This window comes from Deltaproteobacteria bacterium (assembly GCA_015233135.1).
GTDB lineage: Bacteria > UBA10199 > UBA10199 > JADFYH01 > JADFYH01 > JADFYH01.
In genome coordinates this window covers 18,483-43,962 of sequence record JADFYH010000004.1, presented here as the reverse complement: position 1 = coordinate 43,962, position 25,480 = coordinate 18,483, and the positions used below count along the sequence as shown (strand labels likewise).

The window sequence follows — 25,480 nt, the reverse complement described above, 5'->3', positions numbered from 1 at the left end:
TGTTGAAATTTCAGGCAACTTTTCCCAGCTCTTACCGATAATGCCCTCATGTCGATAGATCGCAGCTTATCCCAATTTCATCATTCTTTTTACCAGACCTACGAAGCCCTGGTTGACACCTGCTCTCGCCCTGAGTTTTGGCGGCAGGTGAAGGATGAAGTGTGTACGCCCGAGATGCTGAGGAGTATTGCCTTTACGATAGGTACTGGCTTTGCGGGTGGTTTGATAGGCGGTGCGGTGGAACGCAAAATCCTTCGCACTTGTGGCCTTCGGGTGTTTGAGCGGTTGAGCTTTTCCCAAGTGGCCAGCATGGCCCTTCGCCGGGAGGGTTTCATTCGCTTTGCGGCACATATGACCAACACCTTTCTGGCCGCTGGGCTCTGCGAAGCCCTGGGCGGGCATTGGAGCCTTAGAGGAAACACAGCAGGTTTAATCAATTTTAACTCGTCTCATTTCATGAATTGGTTGGCCTTTCCCTTTTTTAACAATTCTATACAAAGTACTACTTTGCGCTATGTGCTGCAGCGCCTGTTTGGCGGTGCGGTGTTTACGGCGGCCAGTCATTTGCAGCAGGGGTTTGAGAGAAGGGTGGGGTGGAATCCGAGTGAATCCGAGACCACCCTCTCCCTGACCCTCTCCCCTCGAGGGAGAGGGGAAAGAGTTCCCTCCCCCCGTGCGCGGGAGGCTCAGGGAGAGGGGCAAATTGCAGATCTCCTGAGGGAATACCTCCACAACACCGTCATGGACGCGGGGGTGCACCATGGTAATCAAATCGCCCAAGTGGGCATACAAGTGAGTGCCCGGCATTTGTTGCGTTTTGCCCGCCAAGTGGGGCGGGCGACCTTGTGGAGCAGTCTGGGCTGCTTTGTAGGAATGGGACCTGGAGCGGTGATGCGAGCGCCTACTGAAAGGAAAACTTATCCTTCAGGGATAGAGAGCTTGGATCTTGCCTCCGTCTCTCGAGAAGTTTTTTTGGAGGTGACGGAGAGGGCCATCGCAAGTGAGGATGCAGACGAAAGGGCCCTGGGATTTACAAAAAGAGTGCTGCCCTTGAGTTTGCCGGGTTGGGATGAAGCGGAGATTTTTCCGGATTTCATTGTGGAAGCTCTTGAGAGAGAAACATCAGTACTGGGTCCACCAGCGGTGCAGGAAGCAGCATTTCAGGCAACGGCCAGGGCTTTAAGTCGTCTCAGAGAAAGCCCGGAAATTTTTCGAAGATTATTATATTCTTTTACCCTGGAATTGTCAGACCTTCCAAGATTAACAGCACAGAGAATAAGTTTGAGTGAGGCAATATACAAAAACCCACTCTTTAGGGGTTGCAAACTTACATTTGAATCGGGTTTGTTTGAGGCCTTGGAATTTATTACCTCTGATTTTGTTGATCGTCCTGAATCTACCCAAGAAGCTCGAAGGCTATTGAGCACTTTCCCTGCTGAAACTTTGGATTTGGAACATCCGAAGATGCTTAAACGGCTGTGGTGCTATCTTTTTTCCTGCCAGGTTTCATGCGACCATGAAACTGCCTTTTCTGAAGGTTCTCCATCTCTCGATTTATCTCGACTCAGACCGGATCAATGGAATGCGATTGTTGAACATTCGATTGAAGAATTATGGACTAGTGAATCGGTAGCAACTTTTTATCAAAAAGTGATTGAGCTTCTTTTGAGAGAAAAAAGAATTAATGCAGAGCAAGCCGAAAGAATTTGTTCGCGAATTGAAGAGAGGGTTCAAAAAGATGGAGTTTATGGTTATCTGCCTCTCATCCCTTTGCTAGCCCTTTTGGGTTACGAGACCAAACTTGGATTTCGGCCTGGATATACAGCACTGGGCGCTGACTCTGATGAATTGATAATTTTGTCACCCTTTATTCCAGAAAACAGGAGAGCAAGAAATTTATTGATAGAGCGGTTGAGCGCTTCGTTAGAAGGAGTAAAAGGAGATTTTTTATCGGCCTTTCAAGGGGTTTTATTTATACCTGGTTTTCGCTTTGATGAGAGCGAACTTGCAAAAATATTAGAAAACCCTTTGTTCATGAATCAATTGCCAACGCTTTTAGAGATGTTGGTTTTTAATTACGATCGCGAAGAATTCTTCAATGAAAAAAATCGAACAACGAGACGGGAAGATTCAATTTATTATTTGGAATTTTTGGCTCAAAAAATGTCGCTTTATAATTTCGATCGTTTTCTTGGAACGATACGGGGTCTTCGAGTTAGTCCACAAGCGAAAGAAACTTTTATCCTTAACGTGGTTCGAAATATTCGATTAGCTCAAGAATGTGATGTTTGTGTGGAACAGGTAGCTGAATTCAAGGCGTTACTGCAGGAAATGGAGGATCATTCTATTGTACTGAAGGGTAGTGACGCAATTTGGCGGGGCTGGGTTGTTGAAGTAAAAAATGCAGCCTTTGGAATTTTAGAAAAGCGTTTGGAGGAAATCCCTTCGAAAGACGCTGAACCTGTAGAAGATCGTAGAACTTCAGTTGTTGAAAACAATCCTGACCCCTATGCCCCTGCTCAAGAAGCGGCTCAAAGATTTGCCGAAAGATATCGTCTGTTGCCCAATGGGACTATAGTTTTAAGAAAAGATGCTGATCGAATTGAAGCTGAGCTTATTCGGAGATTTGAATTAGAAAGCCCTCAAACACCGCCACGTCCAGGCATTTTCGAAAGAATGAGAGCGGGGCTTCGTCGATTTTTGACCCGTGATGAAGAAGAATAGTTTTTGTCCTGTTGACCGTTATTTAATCTACGCTCGAGCGCTATTCCAAGCACCGGGGATTGCTCATTTTTCCCCCTGACGGAAAAATAATGAAAAAAATCTGCCCTGCACACGCAACATTTCTGTGGTCCTGCCGATAAGGTATTTAGGTAGGTGCCACTTATGAATCAATGCCGCCAAGCATCACAACCGTTACTCGATTCCTTTAGGGAAGAGCTTGGCCTTTTCTTCCACTTAGGAGGAGATCGGCAGCAAAACTATAGACACAACCAATTAAGTATTCACAATCTTGTCTTTGAAGTTCCTGCCTCCCCTCAAACCCCTGAAATGCAATGCACTGAGAGCCTCATCGCTCAAACTCCCGCTTCAAGCCACATTGAAGCCAGTTACCATGAAACCTTGGAGGCTCTTCGACAAGCCGATACAAATCACGACCATTTTGTAAGCCCCTTGGAAGTGTTGGCATTCTCTCAATCCCAAGCACCAGGCACTCGTTTTAATTCCGCCTATGCCTTTCGACGGGCGGCCGATTACTATACGAATGTCCTCCCCAATTATTTGAGCACCCCCAGCCCCAACGAACAAGCAACTCCCGTCGATGCACTTCGGACGCGTCTCACAGACTATGCAACAAGCTGGAGCACTTATGCCCGTGAACATCCCCAGGAGCTTCAAAGTGCGGGGATTCATCCATGGCAATGGGATCAGGAAGTAAGCCTGTACGGCCTCTCTTTGGATCCAGAAAAGATACAAGATCTTTTAAACCGCTTCCAACACGATCAAGAATTCCCTCAGGAGACCGCCCAAGTACAACCGGATGAAATAGCTGCTATTAATCTGTTATTTCGAGAAACTCAACTCCGAGGGGATACCCTTCACCTAGGCAGGGCCCCCTTTGAACCACAGGAATTTGTGCTTCTTTCTCAAATTCTTCATGAGAGGTTGAGAGGCAATGAACAGTTTTTGGGTCAGCAAATTGTGGAAACAAATCCTGAAAATTCCACAAATAAAATCACAATAAGTCAAATGTTGCAGCTCGCCTTGCCCAACTCTCCCGCCCCCGGACAATTGAATGCCTTGAGAATCTGGATAAATTCAAGAAACACAACCCTAGACTTGGGAATTCAGAAAACACGCAGTCAGGGACATAATTTTATCAGCCCCGGAAACCTTTTTTTTATGGGGGCCGCCTATGCTTACCATCATTTGCTTCAACCTTTAATTTTTCAGTTTCATTTCAACAAAAGTATTTTGATTTCTGAAGAAGCTTCTTTTGCCTTTCAAAGCTATCGTGCATACCTGAATCCGAGTCGTCCCGAATATCTAAGACGATTTTTGAATCATGGCACCGTTCATTATGTCCTGCTTCCCTTGATCTTGAGCCCCATTATTGGCGGAGCAATTCATCTCGTGACCACACATCTTATTCCTGAATCTGAACGCCACAACCCCTCGCTCAATCTGGCGCTTGAAAGCGGGCTCAATTCCTTTATAGGAATCCCTCTCATTGAATGGATTTGCCGCAGCGGGCGACTCAGCATGGGTGAATTCCTTGCCACTGCGAGAATTACTGCCCAACCTACAACCTTGAGTGCCCTGCTTCGCAACAGGGCCTTCGTGTTGGGATGGGTCGGAATTATGGGTGTAACAGCTCTTTCCTTGGCCTACCTGCATTATTCAGATGCTGAATAATTTCTAGCTTTTTGATTTCTTGCTTGAGCCTATTCCAAGCCTTTGTTATCCACTTCCTATCTTTCTTTTTCAAACAGTTACGACAACATCAATTTGAGGTCATCATGTCCGGACATTCAAAATGGGCGACGATTAAACGAAAAAAAGGTGCAGCGGATGCCAAACGCGGTGCTACCTTTACCAAACTCATCAAGGCCATTACCGTCGCCGCCAAAATGGGCGGGGGCGATATTTCGGGGAACCCTCGTCTACGCAAGGCCGTCGATGACGCCAAGGCACAGAGTATGCCGGTGGACAATATCAATCGGGCCATCAAAAAAGGAACCGGTGAGCTTGAAGGTGTAAATTACGAAGACAATATCTATGAGGCTTATGGCCCCAATGGCGTGGCCATCATGATAGATACCACCACCGATAATAAAAATAGAACCGTCTCGGAACTGCGCCACACCCTCTCCAGAAACGGTGGAAACCTGGGAGAATCCGGCTCCGTTGCCTGGGTCTTTCATAAAAAAGGACAATTCATTTTAGAAAAGACCTCCAGTCTTACCGAAGACAAACTCATGGAAATTGCCCTGGATGCCGGGGCAGAAGATATCAAAGACGAAGACGAACAATTTGAGGTCACCTGCGATCCCGCCAGCTTTGATGCCGTGAAAGCCGCACTGGACAAGGCAGGCCTTAAATGCAGTTCAAGTGACGTAGCCCTCATTCCTCAAAACCACGTGGAACTCAGCACCAAAGAAGAGGCCGAAAAGATGCTCAAATTGATGGATATCCTCGAAGAACACGACGACGTGAATAAAGTGTATGCCAACTTTGATATTCCGGAAAAATTGATGGAACAAATGGAGTAGCTTATTCATGCGCATCCTAGGAATTGATCCAGGAAGCAGAATCACAGGCTACGGCTTCGTTGAAAAACGAGGTTCCAAATTGGTTCATTTGGACAACGGCGGCATTTTTACGGATACCAAGCAAAGCTTTGCAGATCGCCTCTACACTATTTTCTCGGGCATTAAAGAACTCATCGAAAAATTTTCTCCCTCTGCGGTGGCCATCGAAAATATTTTTTACGCCAAAAATGTAAAAAGCACCATTCAGCTGGCCCATGCGCGAGGGGCTGCGATGGTAGGAACCTTGGAGAAAAAAATCCCCATTTATGAATACACGCCCTTGCAGGTAAAGCAGGCAGTGGTGGGCTATGGCCGTGCCAGCAAGGAGCAGATCCAGCAAATGGTGAAAACCATGCTCAAACTCCCTGAGAGCACTTACTTCGATTCGTCCGACGCCCTGGCCGTGGCGATTTGTCATCTCCATTCACTAAAATGGATTGAACAAGTGAAGCGTTCCTCTTAAGGTAAATAAATCATGATAGCCTACTTAACCGGCACACCCCTATTTTTTGGCGAGGACCACCTTATTTTAGATGTGAATGGTGTCGGTTATGAAGTCTTCCTTCCGCTGCCTAACCTGCTTCAAATTCAACAGGCAAATAACACAACTGCCCTCTCACTTTGGATCTACACCGTGGTTCGAGAAGACGCCCTGCTCTTGTACGGTTTCCTCCGACGGGAAGAAAAAGAGATGTTTCTAAAACTGGTCAGCGTTTCTGGAATTGGACCTAAACTGGCCCTGACTATTTTGTCGGGGATTGAAAGTGCCCAATTAGTTCGAGCCGTTTTAGAAGAAGATCTGGGCCGCCTCACGGCCATCTCCGGCATCGGTAAAAAAACCGCAGAACGATTAATTTTGGAACTCAAAGACAAGCTCAAACACTTCTCTGCTTCAGCAGAAAATTCAAAATCGATAAAAACTTCATCCCCCAAAAAGGATGAACTCTTGTCAGCCCTTTTAAACCTGGGCTATAACCGAAATGAAATTGAAAGATTTTTGAATGACCAAAAAAGAGATTTCAGCCAAACTTTCGAACAACTTTTTAAGGAAGCATTAAAATTTATTTCGCAGAAATATTGAATTCAGAATACAGAAGTAAGAATTTTTACTTTTTACTTCTTACTTCTACCCACTACCCTTATGACCATCCGCTCCAACACCGACATCATTGCCGCCCCTCCCTTGGAAGTGGAAGAAGTGGAGTTTGAGAACTCACTGCGCCCTAAAAACTTGTCTGAATATATTGGTCAAACCAAAGTAAAAGAAAAACTCCAAATTTTTATCGAAGCCACCAAACGCCGCGGTGAAGCGCTCGACCACTGCCTCTTTTACGGCCCGCCAGGATTGGGAAAGACCTCACTCGCCCATATCATCGCCTCTGAATTAGGGGCTAGCATCAAGACCACCTCGGGGCCGGTCATCGAACGTGCAGGTGACTTGGCGGCCATTTTGACCAATCTGGAAGAAAAACAGGTGCTGTTCATCGATGAAATCCATCGCCTCAATACCACCGTGGAAGAAATTCTGTATCCGGCCATGGAAGACTACCAGCTGGACATCTTGATTGGACAAGGTCCTTCGGCAAAAAGCATCAAACTCAACCTGCCCCAATTTACGCTGATTGGAGCCACGACCCGCGCAGGCCTGCTCACCTCCCCTTTGCGGGATCGTTTTGGTGTGGTCATGCGACTGGATTTTTATAGCCCCGAAGAGCTGAGTGAAATTGTGCTGCGATCCTGCAAGATCTTAAATCTTAAAATTGATGGGCAAGGGGCCTTCGAAATCGCCAAACGCTCGCGCGGCACTCCCCGCATCGTCAATCGCCTGTTGAAACGAGTTCGAGATTTTGCCGAAATAAAGGCCCAGGGTTTTGTAACCCTGCAGGTCGCCAAAGATGCGCTCAAACTTTTGGAAGTGGATGAAGCCGGCTTTGACCACATGGATAGGCGCATTCTACTGACACTCATCGAAAAATTTTCGGGCGGACCGGTGGGGCTAGAAACCTTATCCAGCTCGATTGGGGAAGAAAAAGATACGCTGGAAGATGTCTATGAACCTTTTTTGATTCAAGAAGGATACCTGCACAGAACTCCCCGTGGCCGCATAGCCACCGACCGAGCCTATCTGCATTTTGGCTTGCCTCTTAAAGAAAAGGAACAAGCCATTTTATTCTAAATCTATGCCTTCTTTATCCAAAATTTTTATTTATCTGGGCTTGTTTTTTTTATTGATTGGCATTTTTCTTTGGGTACGCCCCGAGATTGCAGTCTTGAAAAATTTAGGAAACTTGCCTGGGGATTTTATTATCATAATAGATGGGGCTTCCCTCTATTTCCCTGTTGTCAGTTCCCTGCTGATCAGTTTAATATTCACCCTTCTGCATTATCTTTTTTCTTGGTTAAAAAAATGATTAAATTGTTCAGTGAAAACAACTGGAAACTTTTTTGTGCTTTGGGTTTGGTGATCGTAGGGGCTTTCGTGTTTTTAACTTTGTTGGGGAATGAAGGTTTACTGAGACTCCGCGATCTCTACAGGATGAAGCAAAAAATCCAGGCCGAAAATCAGCTCATTTTCAATACCAACCAAAAGCTCAAAGAAGAAGTTTCTCTGCTCAAAGAACAGGTCTTTGCTGAAAGACTGGTCCGTGAAAAACTGGGCTACGTAAAACCGAAAGAATATATCCTTATTCTAGATCGGGCTCAAATCGCCGAAACCCAGCCTGTGCCTGCAAATCCCAGCCGCGATTAAGAGCTGATTTGCTGATGGGAAGAAGGGTCTACTCTCCCTTCAAATCTTTTTCCTTCACGGAAGAATTGGACTGAACTTCGCCTGAGGAAGAAATTTTAAATCTGCCAAAAGCAAACCCCAGGTCGTACCCTTTCCCCTTCCCTGACAGAGCGAGAGACACGCTTCCTTTGGTCATCGCTTGAACTTGTCCCGATTTGACAATACCGGCATGCGCTTCGGAAGCCACATAGCTACCAAAAATTTCGGAGATATCCTTCACTTTAGAAAAACTACCTGATCCCTCTGTGATTTTTGTTTTACCAAAGGTGATACCCCCTCCTACCGCACGAATAGCCACCTCGGCACTTTGTCCATTGTCACAAGTCACCTGCCCCTGGCCTTTGCCAGACTTGTAAAAAGCGGACCAAGAGCTGAGCTCAAATTTCAACTTACATTTGGTTTCTGTCTTCATCGTCTCTGTTTTTTGCACTTCTTCCAACTTTTTTTCTTCTATCTTTTTTTCTTCAGCTTGCAGGGAAAGGGGCAGAAGAAAAGAAAGGACTAACAATAAATTTAAAATATTCTTTTTCATGAGGGGCTCCTGTTGAGAATGTGGTTCATACTGATAGCTGAATCAAAATTTAGAGAAAGGCAATTAATAAAAAAGCCTCCAAGCGGAGGGAGGGTTTTCCACTTGAAGGCTAATTGTTTCGTACATCCTGAGGGGTATCAGGAGACTTTCTTCACTCGACTCGCCAAAACTTGAAAGGCTCGATTGTTCATTAAATTAAATTGCCCCAAGGCAATGACCGCCGCAGAAGACTTTGCCCAAGCGGGTAAACGGGTGACGGCCTTTTCTACAAACTGGGTGTTGTCTCCTGATAAAACATCATAAGACTTGTCTTCCGTTGTTTCCAAATTTTGAGTTGAATTTAAATCTTCGTGTAGCATCGCCGCCCTTTCTTAAAGATTACAAGCCATAGATAAAGCAAAGAGCTTGCCATTTTCAGGATCTCTAAAAAATGCTTAAAAAGGCCTGATTTTGGCTTGTTTTATAAAAATAAAAATCTTCTTCAAAGAAAAAGAATGGGGAATAAAAACCACAGAGAAGGATGAATTGTTTTAAAAGTGGGGGGAAGAGTCTACATAAAAAAGCCCCCCGATAAAATCGGGGGGCTTTCATTCATCTTAGCAAGGGAACGATAATCAGGGGATTGTCACACAAAGGCCGGTATTAGCGGTGGTTCCTCCAGCGCCCGTACAGGTAATCGTGGATCCCCCAGGAGCCGGACAAGCAATCGTCCCGTGGGCAGCAACCATCGTGTTGTGGGGAACTCCAGAATTCACACCCGCAGGGTAAACGGGATACGCAGAAAAAGTAGGGATGTGAGCGCAAGGATCTACACGAGACCCCCCTGTAAAAGAGGGATAGATACTATTCACTTCAATCGTATAGGTCTTCCCTGGCTGTAAACCTGTGATGCTATAGTCCCCACAGCGCTCCGTAGTCGACTCATCGCAGAGTGTGTACGTAGTTCCATCGGTATCCACAAGCGATCTATTTTTCTTTTCAGCCCCGGTAATAAAAGAGAGGGCATTGGTTTTACCGGCACCCGATGTGGTATCTCTTAAAACCACCTCCACACAACGCTGACCTGCCCCACCATAATAAACAGTTCCCGAGGCGGTACAAACACCCGCGGCGTAAGTCGATTTGGGGTAGAGATGCGAAATGCCCGCAATGTCATCGGTATGCAAAGAGGAAAGATCTACATTGGTGGTAGAAGTAGGCGAGGTCTGCACCAAAACAGGGAACATCGTCACAATATCGCCTGTATAAGAAGGATCGACCAAACTGGCATAACCATTACTATCGAAGGTCACTGAGGTGAGATTGACTTGAGAATGGGAAAGCCCCAGGGAATGCCCCAGTTCATGCACCATAATAGATCTCATGTCCGCAAGACTGATCGTACCAGTACCACAAGCCGCAGTGTCTGGGGCATCGCTTAAACAAACCCCATTCAACAAGGCCTGCATTCGGATGAATCCCGGCTGACCACTCCACACCGTAGGACCCGCAGAGCCTAGCAAGGTTGAACGATTGGCCTCCCCATATTCTGCCGCAACGATATCTCCATTCCCATCAAACACCACGGGGTTTACAGAGCTTCCAGAACAAGTCCCCAAGGCAGCGCAAACACGCGGATCAGTTGAGTCGCTGAGGGGAAACATGTCTGTCTCGATGTAATTGAAATAGTTGCAAAGATTGACATCTACCCCCAAAGAAGTCCCTTGGGAAAAAGATAAATCGGCAGTAGATACTGCCGCCCAAACCGCATAAGCATCATGAATAAGAGTAGTCCCTGTCGAATTGTCTGTTGCCGCATAGGCGATTGATTCAAAAGGATTCATCGAACATCCGCCGCTGCTGCTACCACCAGTGTCTGCAGGAGTTCCAAAACTGCTCGCCGTCCTTCCACCCGCGCTGGTTAATCCACAAAAATGAAGTAATTCCTGAAAGGCACTTACCTGGTCGGAGGTAGCATTCACCCTTTGCGTAACAAAAGTATGTTTGCTGCTTGTATCTTGCAAAGGCCCTGTTTCCGGATTCCACACCAGGGAATGAGTAGAACTTAAACCCACGTGTTTGATAGGTGTTCCATCCGCCTGCACGGCAATAGGACCATAGGCCCAGGCAGGTACGGCAATTAAACTGAGTAGTAATGCAGGAAGCCATTTTTTCATATTGTTATCCTTCCTATTCTTGAGTCTGATCTAAAAGTTTTTTAAAGTCCTGGTAATCGATACTGCCCTCGTTGCGGCCCTGCATATCGTTAACGATAGCACGCATCAGGGTATTTGTACTTTGTGTATCAATCAGGTTTCGATTGCCTAAGCCGTTCCAAATCAGGCTACGGCTGCCCACTTTTTTAACATAAAAACGGGATTGATCTTCACCCCCGATAAAGAAATCTTCCCCCCTCACGTTTTGAGTAACAAACAAAACACTTTCTTCATCTCTACTAAACACAGGGACTTTTTGCTGAGGCCAACCCAGGGTGTGAAGTTGGGCGGGCTTTTTGAAATTGAGAGTCAAAGTGCTCTCTCGTGGGACATCCCCTCTCAACACCTCCTGTATCTCAAAGGTTACTCTCTGATGATCTTTCGTGTCTTCTATATTAATCACCTTTCCCTTAAAACCTATGGAGGCCGGAGATTTGCTGAGGCTGGACAAATCTTTTACTCCCAAACTCCGATACGTATTGGCTTTCACGGGTTGGAGAAACCCTAGCGCCCCCAGGGCAAAAGCCCCGAACAATAAGCCGATATTTCTTTTTTTCATATTTTTTTCCCTTTCTTAATCAATTTCAAATCCACAAGCTCTAGACTCACTAAGCCTCTAAAAGGTTCAAGTCTATTTCAAAACTTAACTTGCAGCTTTTTTTAGCTGGGGTAGTATAGTCCCCCTATGGAAACAAAAAAATCAAACAAAAACTATTTTTTTAAAAAAATTCTTCTCTATTTTACCCTCAGCTTCATTGCACTGAGTGGCTCTTTACTCTACCAAAGCGGATTTAATTCCACCTCAAACGCCGCAGTAATAAACAATTCGGACGTCCCAGCGAATTACAGCGCGGGAGATATTTCCAAGCAAACCTTATTTTTTATCGGGCATAATTATTATGACCCCGCTCGCATCAATGCCAAACAGATGCTGAGAGCGGGTTTGCTGGCTGTTTCACGAACAGTCTCTGAAATTTTAATCGACTTTCCTGAAAATTCCTCGAAATTTACACTCACCGTAGAAAACCAGGAAAAGAAATTTAGCCTTCCCAACTTCAGCAATCAAAAGGCCGGCCTGGATCAGCTGCTTCCCTTGCTCAATCAGGTCTATGATTTTCTGCAAAAAAATTACAAGGGTGAAACCAGCATTGCAGACATTGAGCGCACCCTCATGAATGCCATGGTTGAAAATCTGGATCCTCATTCTGCCCTGCTTCCTCCAAAACTGTTCAAGGAATTTCGCACCCAAACCGAAGGGGAGTTTGGAGGATTGGGAATTGTAGTGGGATTGAAAGATGGCGATCTCACCGTCATCTCTCCTCTCGAAGGGACCCCTGCCTGGAAAGCCGGAATCAAAACCAAAGACAAGATTTTAAAAATCAACACCGAATCGACCATCAACATGAACCTGAACGAAGCAGTGGAAAAGCTTCGGGGAAAAATTGGGTCTTCGGTCAACCTTACCTTAGGTCGCGAAAATATTAATGAACCTTTCGAAGTTACACTGGTCCGCGCAAAAATTAAAATTGATAGCATTCAATCCAAACTTTTGCAGAGCCCCGAAGGCGATGTCGCTTATTTAAAAATCAAAAGTTTTCAGGAAGATACTTACAGAGAGTTGGTAAGAAACTTGAAAAAGCTGAAGGCCAATCCCACTAAATTCAAAGGCCTGATTCTCGACTTAAGAAACAACCCGGGAGGCCTGCTCGACCAGGCCATTAAGGTGTCGGATCTCTTTTTAGATCACGGCGTCATTGTTTCAACGGTGGGCGCGGAAGATAAAGTGTTGCAAGTCAACGAAGCGGTAGGAGCAGGCACTGAAGATCCTTATCCGATGATTGTATTGGTGAACGGTTCTTCGGCTTCGGCCTCTGAAATTGTAGCCGGTGCCCTTAAAAACAATAATCGCGCGGTATTAATTGGTGAACAAACTTTTGGAAAAGGAAGTGTTCAATCCGTTTATACGCTTCGTGACAACTCCGCGTTGAAATTGACCATCGCCCAATATCTGACTCCCGGCAATGAATCCATTCAATCGGTGGGCATCACGCCCGACATCAGGCTGGATCCGGTTTCGGTCAACTCCGAATCGGTACATCTTTTAGAAGGAGATACTTTTAGAGAAAAAGATTTGGAAAAACATCTGGAGTCAAATTTTAATCAAACCAAAAAACCCGTGTTTGAAAGTAAATATTTTGTCCCTAAAAAAGAAAGCACTGAAACTAACCCAAAAGACGAAGAAAACGACGACTATTCGCGGGATCTCAAACTGGATCAGGATTATTACGTTCAACTGGCCCGAAAAATAATCACCCAGGCAAAAACCTCCGAACGCCCCCAACTCCTGAAGCAATCGGACGGCCTGGAAAAAGAATCTGAAAAGGGAGAACTCGCTAAACTCGTTTCGGCTTTTGAAAAAATAGGCATCAACTGGAACGAAGAAGCAAGCAGTGAAACGCCACAGGCCCAAGTCACCTTCAATATCGAAGGGAAAAAATCAGGGGAGGCTTTGACTGGGGGGGAAGAAGTAAGACTCAACCTCAGCGTTAAAAACATTGGAAAAGGTGATTTTTACCGACTGATTGCCAAAACCGAATCGGAGAATCCCTACTTTAAAAATAAAGAATTTGCCTTTGGAAAAGTAAAAAGTGGTGAAACCAAAAACTGGACGGCAAAGGTTAAAATTCCAGAGTTCGCCCTTTCTCGCGAAGACGAAGTGAAATTCACCTTTAAAGAAGCGAATGGTAAAGTACCCGAACCTTTCATCACCTTAATTTCCACTCGCGCGAAAGCCAGACCTGTCTACAGCTACAAATATCATTTTGAAAACAATCAAAAACCTGGCAAGGGGAACAAAAGCACCCTCCTGCTCGATGTGAAAAACCTGGGGCCTGGTGTGAGTAAAGAAGTAGTGGCCAATCTGAAAAATCTGGAAGGCGAATCGCTGTTCATCTCCGAAGGCAGAAGCAAACTCCAAAACTTGGGCAAAGACGAAGTCAAACAGGCCCGCTTTGTTTTTACCGTAACCAAAGATTATTCCAAAGAGAAGATTGGCCTGGAAATTTCCTTGAGCGATTCAGCCTTGCAGGAAAATTTATTCGACAAGCTTAAGCTGAGCCTTACCGAGGCTGCTTCCCTGCCTCCCGCAGACATTTGGGTACAGGCACCTGTCATTGAACTGAGCGGCATTGACGGTGTACAGTCCAGCAACTCCGGTAAAATCAATATAGCAGGCACAGTCAGCTCGGAGACGCCTTTAAAAGATGTCCTCATTTATGTGGGTGAAAATAAGGTTTATTTAAAATCGGTGTCTGGCGAGGAAAATTCCAAAAAAATCACTTTTTCATCGAGCGTTCCCTTGGGAGAAAAGAATAATCTTATTTCGATTATTGCCAGAGATGAACGCGATTTGAGTTCACACAAAAGTTTTTATATTCGGAAACTGAAGTAATTTTCAATGCATGAAAATCTTTCACTCCTCAAAAGCAGCCCGAGGCAAATTTAAAAAGTTAGTCCTCGCCTTGGGCAACTTCGATGGCATTCACCTCGCTCATCGCAAGATGTTCGAATGGACCGCCTTATTGGCGAACGAATTAAAAGCAAAGGCCGGGGTTTATACTTTTGATCCGCATCCCGTAAAGGTTCTATCCCCCGCCTCTACCCCGCCTCTCATTGGGACTCCGGAACAAAAAATAAAATGGATTAAAAAAAATAAAATCAAGGTCCTCATTTTGGAACCTTTTGATAAGCATTTTGCAGCGCTTGGCCCAGAAGATTTTTTTAATAAAATTTTAATCGAAACGCTTGGAGTAAAAGGCTTGGTGGTCGGTTATGATTTTACCTTTGGGAAATCCCGGAGTGGAAATCTGGAACTGCTTGAAAAACTTTGTAAAGCCAGCGGGATAAAACTAAAAGTGCTTCCTGCTTTTTATCATAAAAATACGCTGGTTTCTTCCACACAGATTCGCCACTTTATTTTAAACGGAAAGATTTTAGAGGCCAATTTATTGCTTGGGCGACCTTTCACGATACAGGCAACGGTCGTACGTGGCAAACAGATAGGACGTACGCTTAATTTCCCAACGGCCAACCTGATGGTGGCCAACGAGCTTTTGCCCCTCAGCGGTGTTTATGCCACCCTGACTAAAATAGGACTCCGAAAACACCATTCAGTCACCAATATCGGTTGGCGCCCTACTTTTTATGGCAATCGACTCACCATTGAAACGCATCTTTTGAAATTAACAAAAAATCTGTACGGTAAAAAACTTCAACTTTCATTTATCGATCGTATCCGGGAAGAAAGAAAGTTTGAAAACCCCGAAGCCTTGGTTGCTCAAATTCATAAAGACATTGAATGCTCGAAGAAAATTTTTAAAAGATTTCATTTATGACCTTGGATCAGCGACATCAATTAGCAATTATTGGAGATCCTGTCGAACACTCACTCTCCCCCGTTATGCATCAGGCGGCGTTTAGAAAATGCGGCTTGCCTTATACTTATTCCAAAATCCATTTAAGACCCAATGAGGTGAAGGATTTTTTCAGGGCTATAAAATCCAGTAATTTTTTAGGCCTGAATGTCACTATCCCCAATAAAGAGGCCGTGCTTCCTTTTGTAGAGGAATTGAGCAAAGAGGCCAAGATGATTGGGGCCGTCAATACGATTAAAATCTGCGAAGGCAGGATCCTGGGCTTCAACACCGACGGACAAGGCTATATTGAGGCCTTAAAACGGGAAAAACACTTTGAGGTAAAAGGGAAAAAAATCCTTCTTTTTGGAGCCGGAGGGGCTGCAAGGGCCTTGATTGCTGCCTTGGCTTTCAATGGAGTAAAGGATATTTTTATTTGTAACCGTTCAAAAGACCGAGCAGAAAAATTAAGTAGAGAATTTTCTAAAAAATTTATAAAAACCAAAATATTAGCTGTAGAATGGGAAGAAAAGGCCTTAGCAAAAATATCCCCCAAAATCGACTTGGTGATTCAGAGCACTAGCCTGGGCCTAAAAGGCGAAGAGCTCCCTTATTTCCCTTGGGATAAACTTCCTTCACACTGCTTAGTCACCGACATTATCTACCTCCCCACTCCTTTTTTAAAAGAAGCCCAAAAAAGAAAATTCAAAACCCAAAACGGGCTGGGAATGCTGCTCTACCAAGGCGTCCTCGCTTTTGAGATCTGGACCGGAAAAAAAGCCCCTGTGTTGGTGATGAAACGGGCCTTGAAAGAGGCTTTAAGGGGAAAAAATGAAATTGCGGACTATCACTAAAGGAAATTTATGATTAGAAACAATTTAAAATTTGAGTTCCGCAGATTTTAAAAATGAAAACTGATTCAAAGTCCTCTCTCCCTTGAGGGGAGAGAGTCAGAGAGAGGGTGATCCTGAGTGCACTCGAGGTACCCCTCACCCTGACCCTCTCCCTCAAGGGGAGAGGGGAAATGCTTTTCAGATAAGCATTTGTAGGCCAGAATGACAAAAAAACAAAAAACTTAGCAACCTAAGCCTTGCTTTTGCCGATAGTCTCTTAGGTAGGCTTTTTTTTATGGCACCCATTAACGAAACTAACAGCAGAGTTCGTATTACCACTGAGCCCCCTCTCTTGGTGCCTATTGCTGCCCCTCAAACACCCGTAATTACTTCCATTGCAGATTCTATTTTTACCCATGGCCGTAAGACAGGCGCGGAAATTTATCATGGAGCTTTAACGGGTAGTACCAGGCTTTTTGGTCGTGTAGAACATTTTGTGGAAAGATTGCTTGATAACGTCGAAGAGGCGGCTTCAAGCACCCTTCATCGTATAGAAGATGCGTTGTCAGAATCTTTAGGTTTAGAGGAAGCGCCTGCAACTGCAGCTCAGATGACTCCTCTGGGTGGACCTCAAAGAAGCACGCTTTATTCTAAGACAGGGCTTCTTTCTTCTGCATTCAAATCACAAGGGCTACAAGGGCCTGCAGGTCCAACAAACTCAAGCTTTGTTGTTGATCGCCTGGCCACAGCCAATACAGCGGCAATTACGCCAGATGCAGTTTTGGCAAGATCACTTTTAAATTACTTAACAGGCACCTCTGAGGCAAGACCTGCAAACACCACTGCCGCAAACGGACACATTGCCCCTGTCTCCTCACCCTCTTGTTTTGTATCCAGTTTTGTTTCTACTTTTATTACGCCATTCGCCCAAGCCACAATGGAAATAGTGGCCGCCCCTGCTCGTCTGGCACTCTCTTTAGAACATTATCTGCAAACCCAATATGATCCTTTTCCAACGAGAACCGCGGCTCTCAATTTCACCGCTCAATTGAATCCAGTCTCTGCTCCAGCTCTTCTCAGCTCTATCCCTGAAGAGAATGATTTGTTACATTCTTTTGTAACCAGAACAGGCAAAACACTTTCAGAACTCCGGGAAGCCATTCGGGGGGAAAGGTTTTTTGTGTATAAATCTTTCAGAGAGGAAAACACCTCACAAGCTCGGGCAGATCAAGCAGACTCCCCTCGGCCTCTCTCACCTTGGAGAGGTCTGGATCTGGCTATTTCTGGAGACGCCCAAGGCAATGCGCAAGCTACTGATATCCACAGGGGTTGGAATAATCAAACTGCAGTTGCAAACGGTAGGGCTGTAGAAGAAAATCTTCCTGGCAGCAGTGTAGTCACTAACGCCATCGCGATAAATTTGGCAGCTCAAGGCTCGCGTGTGCGTGACACAAGCCCAGTCCACTTCGGACTAATGTTGAGCAGATTGGACGGGGAACACCAAAGAGTAGAAGCCAACGCGGCCAGTTCACATTCTGGCAGTGGAGAACATCGAGATTCCTCAAACGGCAGTGGATCTCGCGACCCTCAGCAACAAAACGAAAGCGAAATTGCCTCGGAAGATACCCTTCCTGAAAGCCCTGCTCCTGCTCGATTACCTGCTGGAGATCTTCAAGCCTCCGTCTTTTCACTTGCTTAACATTGAACCAATTCTACCATCTCGGGAAACTCTTCTCTTAAAATACCTTCTACCCCTTGACGCAAAGTGATTTGGGAACTTGGACAAGTGCCACAAGCCCCTACCAGCCTTACAAAAACGGAATTATCACGCACCTCCACCAGTTCTATATTTCCGCCATCCATTTGAATGGCAGGACGAATGCGCTTATCAAACACCTTTTCGACACTTTCTTTAGTCATCATACGGTCCCCCTTGTTCCCTGTTTCGTAGCAAATCCCAGAAAGCAAATCAATCGCGCTTCGATGCTGGATACGAATCCTGCACTTTTTTTTATTTTCTTAGCAACATTTTTCAGGGTTATGCCGAGAACACACTTAGATATAGGAGAAGTTATGAAAATCCAGCGATGGACAGCTCAGGATTTGGGCTTAAAATTAGAGACCGTAACCAAAAAAATTAATCAGAAAATGGCACAGATTGCCACACAAGATCCTACCCATATTGTGGAACAGCTTCAGGAAAAAGCGGGGCTTCTTTTTAAACTTGTTCGCAGTAACTTGTTAGCAAGCAGGCAATTAGGAAGGCCTATTCCTCTGACACGAAGTCAGGTGCGTAAAAAAGTTCAGGACAATCTGGAAGAAGTCTTTCAGAACCCTGAAATAATCGAATTGGTTACAGACAGTATTTATCAAGCAGCCCAACAAGACCCTCGGTATCGTCAACTCTTAAATTCCTAACCAAAGCGGTACTGGATGGCTTCAGCTACGGTAGACGAAGAAAGGGCTTCCTCTGCTTTTAAATCTGCAATGGTCCGTGCGACTTTTAGCGTTCGATTATAGGCCCTGGCTGAAAGTTGGAAACGCTTCATGGCCATTTCCATTAATTTTTGGGCCTCATTTTCCAGAGGACAAAATTTGCGCAACAAACGTGGCCCCATCTGGGAATTAAAAAAGAGGCCTTCCTCTATTAAGCGATGGGCTTGACGCTGATGAGCTTCCAATACTCGATGCCGAATCGCCGCAGATTTTTCTTCTTCTTGCTGAGACACCAAATCTTCATAAGTAAGAGAAGGCACCTCAATGCGCAGATCCATGCGGTCTAAAAGAGGACCTGAAATTTTTGATTTATATTTTTGCATCAATGTTGGGGAGCAAGAGCAATTCACTTTTGGATTTCCATAATGTCCGCAAGGACAGGGATTCATCGCGGCAGCCAGTAAAAAACGGGCCGGATAGGTAATTGATTGTTGTGCACGAGAGATGGTGACTTTGGCGTTTTCTATCGGTTGACGCAGCGATTCTAAAACATTACGACGAAATTCGGTGAGCTCATCCAAAAACAAAACCCCGTTGTGAGAAAGAGAGACTTCTCCGGGCTTGGGATGACTTCCTCCCCCAATCAGACCCGCATCGGAGATAGTGTGGTGAGGGGAACGAAAAGGGCGCGTACGCAACAAAGACTCGTCTTTGGAAAGAAGCCCCATCAAGCTGTAGACTTTGGTGGTGGTTAAGGCCTCCTCGAAATTCATCTCGGGTAGAATGCTGGGCAAACGGGAGGCCAGCATGGTTTTCCCAGTGCCAGGAGGACCTACCAAGAGCACATTGTGCATCCCTGAGGCGGAAATTTCCAGGGCCCTTTTTGCAAAGGCCTGTCCCCTCACCTCTGAAAAATCTTCGTTTGAAAATTCCTTTTCGTTGATTTCCTTCTTTTCAATTTGAGGCGCTTCAATGGTTTTGCCCAAGGCAAAGAACTCCACTACTTCCGGCAGGCTTTGAACTCCTAATAATTCGATCCCCTCTACCACCGAGGCCTCTGCCCAATTTTCCAAAGGTAAAATCAGACCTTTTTTGGAAAGCTGCTTTGCTAAAATAGCGACTGAAAGTGCCCCTCGCATACGGCGCACTTTTCCGCTGAGGGAAAGCTCTCCGACAATGAGATAGTCTTGCAATTTATCGTTGGGGATTACATCTGACGCCGCCAGCAAACCCAGTGCAATGGGTAAATCGAAGGCCGTGCCTTCTTTTTTGATATTGGCGGGGGCCAGATTAATGGTGATGCGACGATAAGGGAATTCATAGCCACTATTATGAATGGCCGAGACCACCCTATCCTTGCTTTCTTTTACAGCAGATTCAGGCAAGCCTACGGTGCTCCAGAGTGGAAGTCCCAGACTAATGTGCACCTCGACATCGATGGGATAGGCGTCAATGCCGATTAGACCCGCCGAATAAACATGGGACAATAATGAAGTCATATTTGCTCCTTTGCCAGAAGAGTAGAAGCAAAGGAGATGCCATACACATTCACTTACTCGATATTTGAAACTATCCTCCCCTCTCCCCTTGAGGGAGAGGGTTAGTGAGTGGGGTCAACTCTTCAAGTTATCTATGAAGTAACTTTTTTCTTCGTCCGAAAACAAAACGCTTGTTTGTTTTCCGGAATTCAAGAGAATGAATTTCATGCCCACTTATGCCATTGGCGACATTCAAGGTTGTTTCAACACCTTTCAAAAATTGCTGAAGCACATTCGTTTTGATGAGAATAAAGACACGCTCTGGTTAGCGGGAGACCTGGTGAACAGAGGTCCTCGCTCCAAAGAAACCCTGCAATGGGTTTACGAACATCGAACGCGCTTAGAAGTTGTATTGGGAAATCATGAGCTCCATCTGCTTTTTCGTTTTTGGGGAAAGCGGGAAGAAAAAAAAGGAGACACAATTAAAGGCATTTTGGAATCCTCCAAAGCTACTCTTTGGTTAAATTGGCTGAGCGAACGAGATTTTGTACATTTTGAAAACAACTATCTGATGGTACACGCAGGCATTTTACCCAGCTGGGATCTTCAGAAAATCCTGCAACACAATGAAGAAGCCAAAATTGCTCTTAAAAAGAAATTCATGCTCCCTGAATTATTCGCCATCTTTACTCGCATGCGTTGTCTGGATGAAAATCTCGTATTAAATCCAGACTTTTCAGGTCCCCCAGAGGCCTGTCCAAAGCCCTTTAAGCCCTGGTTTGAAATGAAAATGAGATTGGAAAAAAATATTACAATTTTGTTCGGACATTGGGCCGCTCTCGGAGTAAGGCAGGGTAAAAACTGGCAATCGTTGGATTCAGGCTGTGTTTGGAAGAGAGAACTGACGGCTCTGAGATTAGAAGACAGAAAAATTTTTCAGATGGGATATTGTGACTAAAATCTACAAGGATTAAATCTCCGAAAACACAGGCATCTGAAAGCCTACTCCCGCATCGGCCACTAGGGTTTCACCATTCATCCAATTGGCTGCATCGCTCAGCAAGAAGAGGATGAGATCAGCAACATCTTTGGGTGGCATGAGCCCATGTGGAGGAATAAGCTGGGCAAGTTCCGCCTTCTTTTTTTCGTATTCTTTCCCCCAATAAACTTGCATGGAATCGGTATCGACTAAACCGGGGTTTATGCCCTGGACATAGATTTCTTCCTTCTTCCATTCTTGGGCATAGTAGCGGGTAAGCATTTCTAAGGCAGATTTCGCTGCCGCCAGCAAACCGTGATTCATACAATATTTGATGGTATCAATTCCGGACACCGTGATAATTTTTGAGCCTTTTTTAAAAAGAGGTTTAAAGGCATTCATCGTTAAGACAAATGTAGAAATCGTGATGTTAAAAGTTTTTTCAATATGGTGCGCCTTGATTTGTTCCAGGGGTTTAAAGGCCGTGGCGGCAGCATTCGAAACAAAAATATCCAGGTGAGCATGCTCTTTTTTAATCTGCTCGTGCAGACTTTTTACTTGCTGTAAATCCGAAAGATCTGCCGCATATTTCCAACACCGAACCCCTTTCCCTAAAATTTCCTTTTCCACCTTTAAGGCTTCTTCCCTATTTTGTCGGTAATGCAACAAGATGTGACAACCTTCATCCGCAAGTCTCAAAGCCACAGCCCGCCCTATTCCACGGGAAGAGCCAGTAATGAATGCAGTTTTATTTTTTAATAAAGGCATAGTGCTCCTCAACAAAAAATACAAAAACAAAAATAAAAACTATTGAGAGTGATGTAGAGCCAATTCTAACCTCGGATCTTTGACAGCGACTGCAGAATTCTGGCCTAGCTTTACTCCAACCACCTTAAAAAACAAACCCGCAAACCCAGCAAAGATGCCAATTTCTATCCAACCAAATACAGGATTTTCTGGGTAAAAAACCGGAAAGATCAGCCAGTACATATCTAGATATTGGGCCAAGACAAACCAAGCACCCATAATCCCCATCCGTTTTGGGTTTCGCTTGGAAGGCCTGGAGACCAAAATAAAAAATGGAAGGACAAATTTAAAAAAAATCAAAATGTAGGAAAGACACTTCCAGTGGTTTCGGGCCCGGTTCAAAAAGAACACTGTTTCTTCGGGCATATTCGCATACCAGATGAGTACAAACTGCGAAAAAGCGATGTAGGCCCAAAACACCATAAAGGTGAACATGAGTTTTCCAATATCGTGCAGATGGTCTTCTGAAACATAATCCCCCAGATATCCATTTTTGCGGAGATTTACCACCCATAAAGCCAGCATGCCTAGGCCACTGTAAAAAAGACCAGCCCAGCAATAAATTCCAAAGATGGTACTAAACCAATGGGGCTGTAGAGACATTACCAAATCAAAAATAGCGAAGGTAAATAACCAACCAAAGAAAAGCATGAAAGGAGCTGCAATTTTCACGTTTATCCGAGTAAGACGAAGATCCCCACTTTGATCTTGTCGAATCGAGTTTTTTATCATCCAACCGCCCATTAAAAAAATGACTGTGTAAAGAGCGAGATGACGAACAATGAAGAAATTCTTGTTCAGGTAAGCGCTTTTCATCAGCAATAATTTATCGGCTTGAACGGCCTTGGGATCAAGCCACTCGTAGAGAGAACTCATGCCAAACAAAAGAAAAATAAAAAACAAGACAAAGGCACAGGGCAAAAAAGCAGAGAAAGATTCTGCAACGCGCCTCACGGTAACACTCCAATAAGACCCTGTCAGATGTTGCAAGGCAGCAAAAAAAACACCGGACAAACCGATGGAAAACCAAAACACATAGTTCAAAAGAAAATTAACCCAAGCCCTTTTCTCTTCGTGTTCATACACGGCAAAGCCAAAGGAAACAGCACCCAAGAGGATCAGTAGCGTCCAAAGAGTGCTGAGCCAAGGAGACCAAGAAAAATTTTTCAGGGATTTTGAGGCTGGACTCATGGCAGCGTTCCTTCCTTCGACATTTTTTTTACGAGAGCAATATCTTCACCTGTGGGGTTGGCCGCTCGCTGCAAGGCTCGCACATAATGAATAACGGCCCAGCGGTCTTCTTGTCTGATTTGGGTTGCATAAGAGGGCATCAGGTTTTGACCCATACTAATCACGTGGTAAATTCTGGCATCCGGCCAATTGCGAACCTTGTCTGAAAGTAAAGATGGGGGTTTTGGAAATTTAGGAATGATGTAACCATCCCCTTCCCCTTTAGGGCCATGGCAAACAATACAGTAACTATTGAATTGCAGCTGGCCTTTCGCGAAAACCTCTTTCGTGAGTGGCAAAGGATTCACCCCCTCGGCACCCGCTTTGTCCCCTTCTTCTTTGGTATAAGGATAAGGATGAAAATTTCTAGGGATAGTCCCCTCAACCGGCTTTCGTGGAACCTCTTCGTAGGCCTTCACCGCAGGAGAGTTAGTCATGTTGGCCATATATTCAAAAGGAGGCTTCTCACTTGTGCCTCCGCAGGCGGCCAGGACAGAAAGCAGAGCCATTAGACTTAAAATCTTAATAAATTTTGTTTTCATTTTAGTCGCCAAAATTTTTAATTTCTTTCACGTGACAATCTCTAAAAATCCCCTGGAGTTCCCCCTCATTAAAACGAGGGTCTGACTTTTCCACGTACAAACCAAACAGATCGTCGGTGAGCCGATGATCCAAAACAGCTTTGTGACGATTTGGAAGACCACACATTAAAAAGAGCAACACAACCGTACTGATTCCACCGATTAAAACCGTAAGCTCAAAAGTAATGGGAACAAAAGCCGGGGCCGAAATAAAAGGTTTGCCTGCAACATTAATAGGCCAACTGATTCCATTCATCCAGGCCTGCATTCCAAATCCCAGAGTCCCTCCCAGCAAACACATGAATAAAGTTCCCCAGGGAATTTTTGAACGCTTGATTCCCAAGGCGTGAATCACTTCATGGATGGGAAAGGGGGTATAGGCCTCCACTTTGCGATATCTTTGCTTTTTGACTTTTTCAATCGCATGCACAAGATCGTCCGGGCTTTCAAATAAGGCCAGAAGTCCTGCATCCGGAGCTTCATCCATCAAATTCATAGTCAGACCTCATTACTTTTTAGCTTCATAATACTCTTCACTTCAAACATGGCAATCGTGGGCATGAAGCGACAGAAGAGCAAAAAGAAAATAAAGAAAAAACCGAAGCTGCCCACCAACATCGCAACCTCGTAAATGGTCATTCGATAATAGCCCCAGCTTGCAGGCAAGTAATCGCGATGCAGAGAAGTGACAATGATCACAAAGCGCTCAAACCACATTCCAATATTAATCACGATAGAAACCACAAACATCACCGCCAAATTGCGACGCAGTTTTTTGAACCAGAAGATTTGGGGAGAGATCACGTTGCAGGTCATCATGGTCCAATAGGCCCACCAGTAAGGCCCCGTGGCGCGATTGATGAAAATAAAACGTTCGTAAAGATTGCCGCTGTACCAGGCCGTAAAAAATTCGATGATATAGGCGTATCCCACCATCATGCCCGTGAGCAGCATCACCTTGTTCATATTTTCAAGATGCTTGATTTGAATATAGTCTTTCAAGCCAAACACCTCACGCGCAATCACCAGCAAGGTGACCACCATCGCAAAACCTGAGAAAATGGCCCCGGCTACAAAGTAGGGAGGGAAAATAGTGGTATGCCAACCCGGCAAGATGGAAACGGCAAAGTCAAAGCTAACGATGGTATGCACGGAAAGCACGAGAGGCGTAGAAAGACCCGCCAGAATCAGACAGACGATTTCATAGTGGTTCCAGTTTCTTGCAGAACCCCTCCATCCAAAAGAAAGAATCGTATAAATGGTTCTTCGGATTTTATTTTTTGCCCTATCGCGCACGGAGGCGATATCGGGAATTAACCCCAGGTACCAGAAAAGCAGGGAAATGGTCAGATAGGTAGACACCGCAAACACGTCCCACAAAAGAGGCGATTTAAAGTTTACCCACAATCCACGCTGATTGGGATAAGGGAAAAGCCAGAAGCAGGCATACCAGGGCCGACCGGTATGCAAGAGCGGAAACATGCCCGCCGTCATCACTGCAAAAATCGTCATGGCCTCTGCCGAACGGTTGATCGCGGTTCTCCATTTTTGTCTGAATAAAAGCAGGATCGCTGAGATGAGCGTTCCGGCATGACCAATACCAATCCAGAAAACGAAAGTGGTGATGTCGACCGCCCAACCCACAGGATTGTTCAAACCCCAGGTTCCAATACCATCGGCAATAGTGATGGACACCATGCGGGCGCCAAAGGAAAAAAGAACCAAGGCACTCAAGAAGGCAATCCACCACATCTTGGTCGGAAAACTTTCCAGGGGTTTACAGACATCGTGGGTCACATCCCCGTAAATTTTATCGGGGGCAATGAGGGGTTCTTCTTCGAGTGGATTTAAAAGTACCTGTGTCGACATTTTTTTCCTTTCCCCCCTCTTAAGCTAA

At 45.1% G+C, this 25,480-nt stretch carries 25 protein-coding genes; 14 read left to right on the top strand and 11 right to left on the bottom strand.

The annotated features are described in order from the left end of the window. Positions 1-48: 48 nt before the first annotated feature. The 8 genes from HQM15_02060 (at position 49) to HQM15_02025 (ending at position 8,061) form a co-directional block, all read left to right on the top strand. Positions 49-2,724, top strand: a complete 2,676-nt coding sequence (locus HQM15_02060) for a hypothetical protein (GenBank protein ID MBF0491548.1) — start codon at positions 49-51, stop codon at positions 2,722-2,724. A 162-nt stretch (positions 2,725-2,886) separates the two neighbouring features. Beyond that, positions 2,887-4,416 carry a hypothetical protein gene (locus HQM15_02055; GenBank protein ID MBF0491547.1) on the top strand — a complete coding sequence of 510 codons (1,530 nt, stop codon included), beginning with the start codon at positions 2,887-2,889 and terminating at the stop codon, positions 4,414-4,416. A 104-nt stretch (positions 4,417-4,520) separates the two neighbouring features. Continuing rightward, positions 4,521-5,273: a YebC/PmpR family DNA-binding transcriptional regulator gene (locus HQM15_02050; protein ID MBF0491546.1), complete on the top strand. Its 753-nt coding sequence runs from the start codon at positions 4,521-4,523 to the stop codon at positions 5,271-5,273. 7 nt (positions 5,274-5,280) lie between these two features. Further along, positions 5,281-5,775 (top strand): crossover junction endodeoxyribonuclease RuvC, encoded by a 495-nt coding sequence (gene ruvC, locus HQM15_02045; GenBank protein MBF0491545.1) that lies wholly within the window; start codon positions 5,281-5,283, stop codon positions 5,773-5,775. A gap of 12 nt (positions 5,776-5,787) precedes the next feature. After that, the gene (ruvA, locus tag HQM15_02040) at positions 5,788-6,393 is read left to right on the top strand and encodes a Holliday junction branch migration protein RuvA (protein MBF0491544.1); all 606 of its coding nucleotides are present in this window, start codon (positions 5,788-5,790) and stop codon (positions 6,391-6,393) included. A gap of 60 nt (positions 6,394-6,453) precedes the next feature. Continuing rightward, entirely contained in the window at positions 6,454-7,488 is a 1,035-nt protein-coding gene (gene ruvB / locus HQM15_02035) for a Holliday junction branch migration DNA helicase RuvB (protein MBF0491543.1), read from the top strand. Positions 7,489-7,492: 4 nt separating this feature from the next. Further along, entirely contained in the window at positions 7,493-7,723 is a 231-nt protein-coding gene (locus HQM15_02030) for a DUF2905 domain-containing protein (protein MBF0491542.1), read from the top strand. Beyond that, a complete protein-coding gene (locus HQM15_02025; protein MBF0491541.1) occupies positions 7,720-8,061 on the top strand; it encodes a septum formation initiator family protein in 342 nt (113 codons plus the stop codon). The genes HQM15_02030 and HQM15_02025 overlap by 4 nt, the downstream gene beginning before the upstream one ends. Before the next feature lie 28 nt (positions 8,062-8,089). On the opposite strand, the gene HQM15_02020 is transcribed toward HQM15_02025, so the two are convergent. The 4 genes from HQM15_02020 to HQM15_02005 form a co-directional block, all read right to left on the bottom strand. Further along, positions 8,090-8,632 carry a hypothetical protein gene (locus tag HQM15_02020; GenBank protein MBF0491540.1) on the bottom strand — a complete coding sequence of 181 codons (543 nt, stop codon included), beginning with the start codon at positions 8,630-8,632 and terminating at the stop codon, positions 8,090-8,092. A gap of 137 nt (positions 8,633-8,769) precedes the next feature. Then, positions 8,770-8,991, bottom strand: coding sequence for a hypothetical protein (locus HQM15_02015; protein MBF0491539.1), 222 nt, complete (start codon positions 8,989-8,991; stop codon positions 8,770-8,772). A gap of 255 nt (positions 8,992-9,246) precedes the next feature. Next, positions 9,247-10,788, bottom strand: a complete 1,542-nt coding sequence (locus HQM15_02010; protein ID MBF0491538.1) for a hypothetical protein — start codon at positions 10,786-10,788, stop codon at positions 9,247-9,249. 13 nt (positions 10,789-10,801) lie between these two features. Further along, positions 10,802-11,386: a hypothetical protein gene (locus tag HQM15_02005; protein MBF0491537.1), complete on the bottom strand. Its 585-nt coding sequence runs from the start codon at positions 11,384-11,386 to the stop codon at positions 10,802-10,804. 126 nt (positions 11,387-11,512) lie between these two features. On the opposite strand from HQM15_02005, the gene HQM15_02000 reads away from it, so the two are divergent. The 4 genes from HQM15_02000 (at position 11,513) to HQM15_01985 (ending at position 17,771) form a co-directional block, all read left to right on the top strand. Beyond that, positions 11,513-14,278: a PDZ domain-containing protein gene (locus HQM15_02000; GenBank protein ID MBF0491536.1), complete on the top strand. Its 2,766-nt coding sequence runs from the start codon at positions 11,513-11,515 to the stop codon at positions 14,276-14,278. Positions 14,279-14,288: 10 nt separating this feature from the next. Beyond that, positions 14,289-15,221, top strand: coding sequence for a bifunctional riboflavin kinase/FAD synthetase (locus HQM15_01995; GenBank protein MBF0491535.1), 933 nt, complete (start codon positions 14,289-14,291; stop codon positions 15,219-15,221). Next, on the top strand, positions 15,218-16,093 hold the full coding sequence (gene aroE, locus HQM15_01990; GenBank protein ID MBF0491534.1) for a shikimate dehydrogenase: 876 nt from the start codon (positions 15,218-15,220) through the stop codon (positions 16,091-16,093). Before HQM15_01995 ends, aroE begins: the two co-directional genes overlap by 4 nt. 274 nt (positions 16,094-16,367) lie before the next feature. After that, positions 16,368-17,771, top strand: coding sequence for a hypothetical protein (locus HQM15_01985; GenBank protein ID MBF0491533.1), 1,404 nt, complete (start codon positions 16,368-16,370; stop codon positions 17,769-17,771). Here the strand turns inward: HQM15_01985 and HQM15_01980 are convergent. Then, positions 17,768-17,995: a NifU family protein gene (locus HQM15_01980; protein ID MBF0491532.1), complete on the bottom strand. Its 228-nt coding sequence runs from the start codon at positions 17,993-17,995 to the stop codon at positions 17,768-17,770. The genes HQM15_01985 and HQM15_01980 overlap by 4 nt on opposite strands. Positions 17,996-18,145: 150 nt before the next feature. Between HQM15_01980 and HQM15_01975 the strand changes: the two genes are divergently transcribed. Beyond that, a complete protein-coding gene (locus HQM15_01975) occupies positions 18,146-18,490 on the top strand; it encodes a hypothetical protein (GenBank protein MBF0491531.1) in 345 nt (114 codons plus the stop codon). Here HQM15_01975 and HQM15_01970 read toward each other — a convergent pair. Next, on the bottom strand, positions 18,487-20,007 hold the full coding sequence (locus HQM15_01970; protein ID MBF0491530.1) for a YifB family Mg chelatase-like AAA ATPase: 1,521 nt from the start codon (positions 20,005-20,007) through the stop codon (positions 18,487-18,489). The genes HQM15_01975 and HQM15_01970 overlap by 4 nt on opposite strands. 205 nt (positions 20,008-20,212) lie before the next feature. On the opposite strand from HQM15_01970, the gene HQM15_01965 reads away from it, so the two are divergent. Continuing rightward, positions 20,213-20,944 carry a diadenosine tetraphosphatase gene (locus HQM15_01965; GenBank protein ID MBF0491529.1) on the top strand — a complete coding sequence of 244 codons (732 nt, stop codon included), beginning with the start codon at positions 20,213-20,215 and terminating at the stop codon, positions 20,942-20,944. A 12-nt stretch (positions 20,945-20,956) separates the two neighbouring features. Here the strand turns inward: HQM15_01965 and HQM15_01960 are convergent, their stop codons facing one another. The 5 genes from HQM15_01960 to nrfD are packed head-to-tail and all read right to left on the bottom strand — an operon-like array spanning position 20,957 to position 25,452. Continuing rightward, complete coding sequence (locus HQM15_01960) at positions 20,957-21,733, bottom strand: SDR family oxidoreductase (GenBank protein ID MBF0491528.1); 777 nt, start codon at positions 21,731-21,733, stop codon at positions 20,957-20,959. A gap of 39 nt (positions 21,734-21,772) precedes the next feature. Then, positions 21,773-22,963: a hypothetical protein gene (locus HQM15_01955; protein MBF0491527.1), complete on the bottom strand. Its 1,191-nt coding sequence runs from the start codon at positions 22,961-22,963 to the stop codon at positions 21,773-21,775. Then, positions 22,960-23,544 carry a c-type cytochrome gene (locus tag HQM15_01950; protein ID MBF0491526.1) on the bottom strand — a complete coding sequence of 195 codons (585 nt, stop codon included), beginning with the start codon at positions 23,542-23,544 and terminating at the stop codon, positions 22,960-22,962. Before HQM15_01950 ends, HQM15_01955 begins: the two co-directional genes overlap by 4 nt. 1 nt (position 23,545) lies before the next feature. Then, positions 23,546-24,079, bottom strand: a complete 534-nt coding sequence (locus tag HQM15_01945; GenBank protein MBF0491525.1) for a DUF3341 domain-containing protein — start codon at positions 24,077-24,079, stop codon at positions 23,546-23,548. Positions 24,080-24,081: 2 nt separating this feature from the next. Next, on the bottom strand, positions 24,082-25,452 hold the full coding sequence (gene nrfD, locus HQM15_01940; protein ID MBF0491524.1) for a polysulfide reductase NrfD: 1,371 nt from the start codon (positions 25,450-25,452) through the stop codon (positions 24,082-24,084). Between the last annotated feature and the right edge of the window lie 28 nt (positions 25,453-25,480).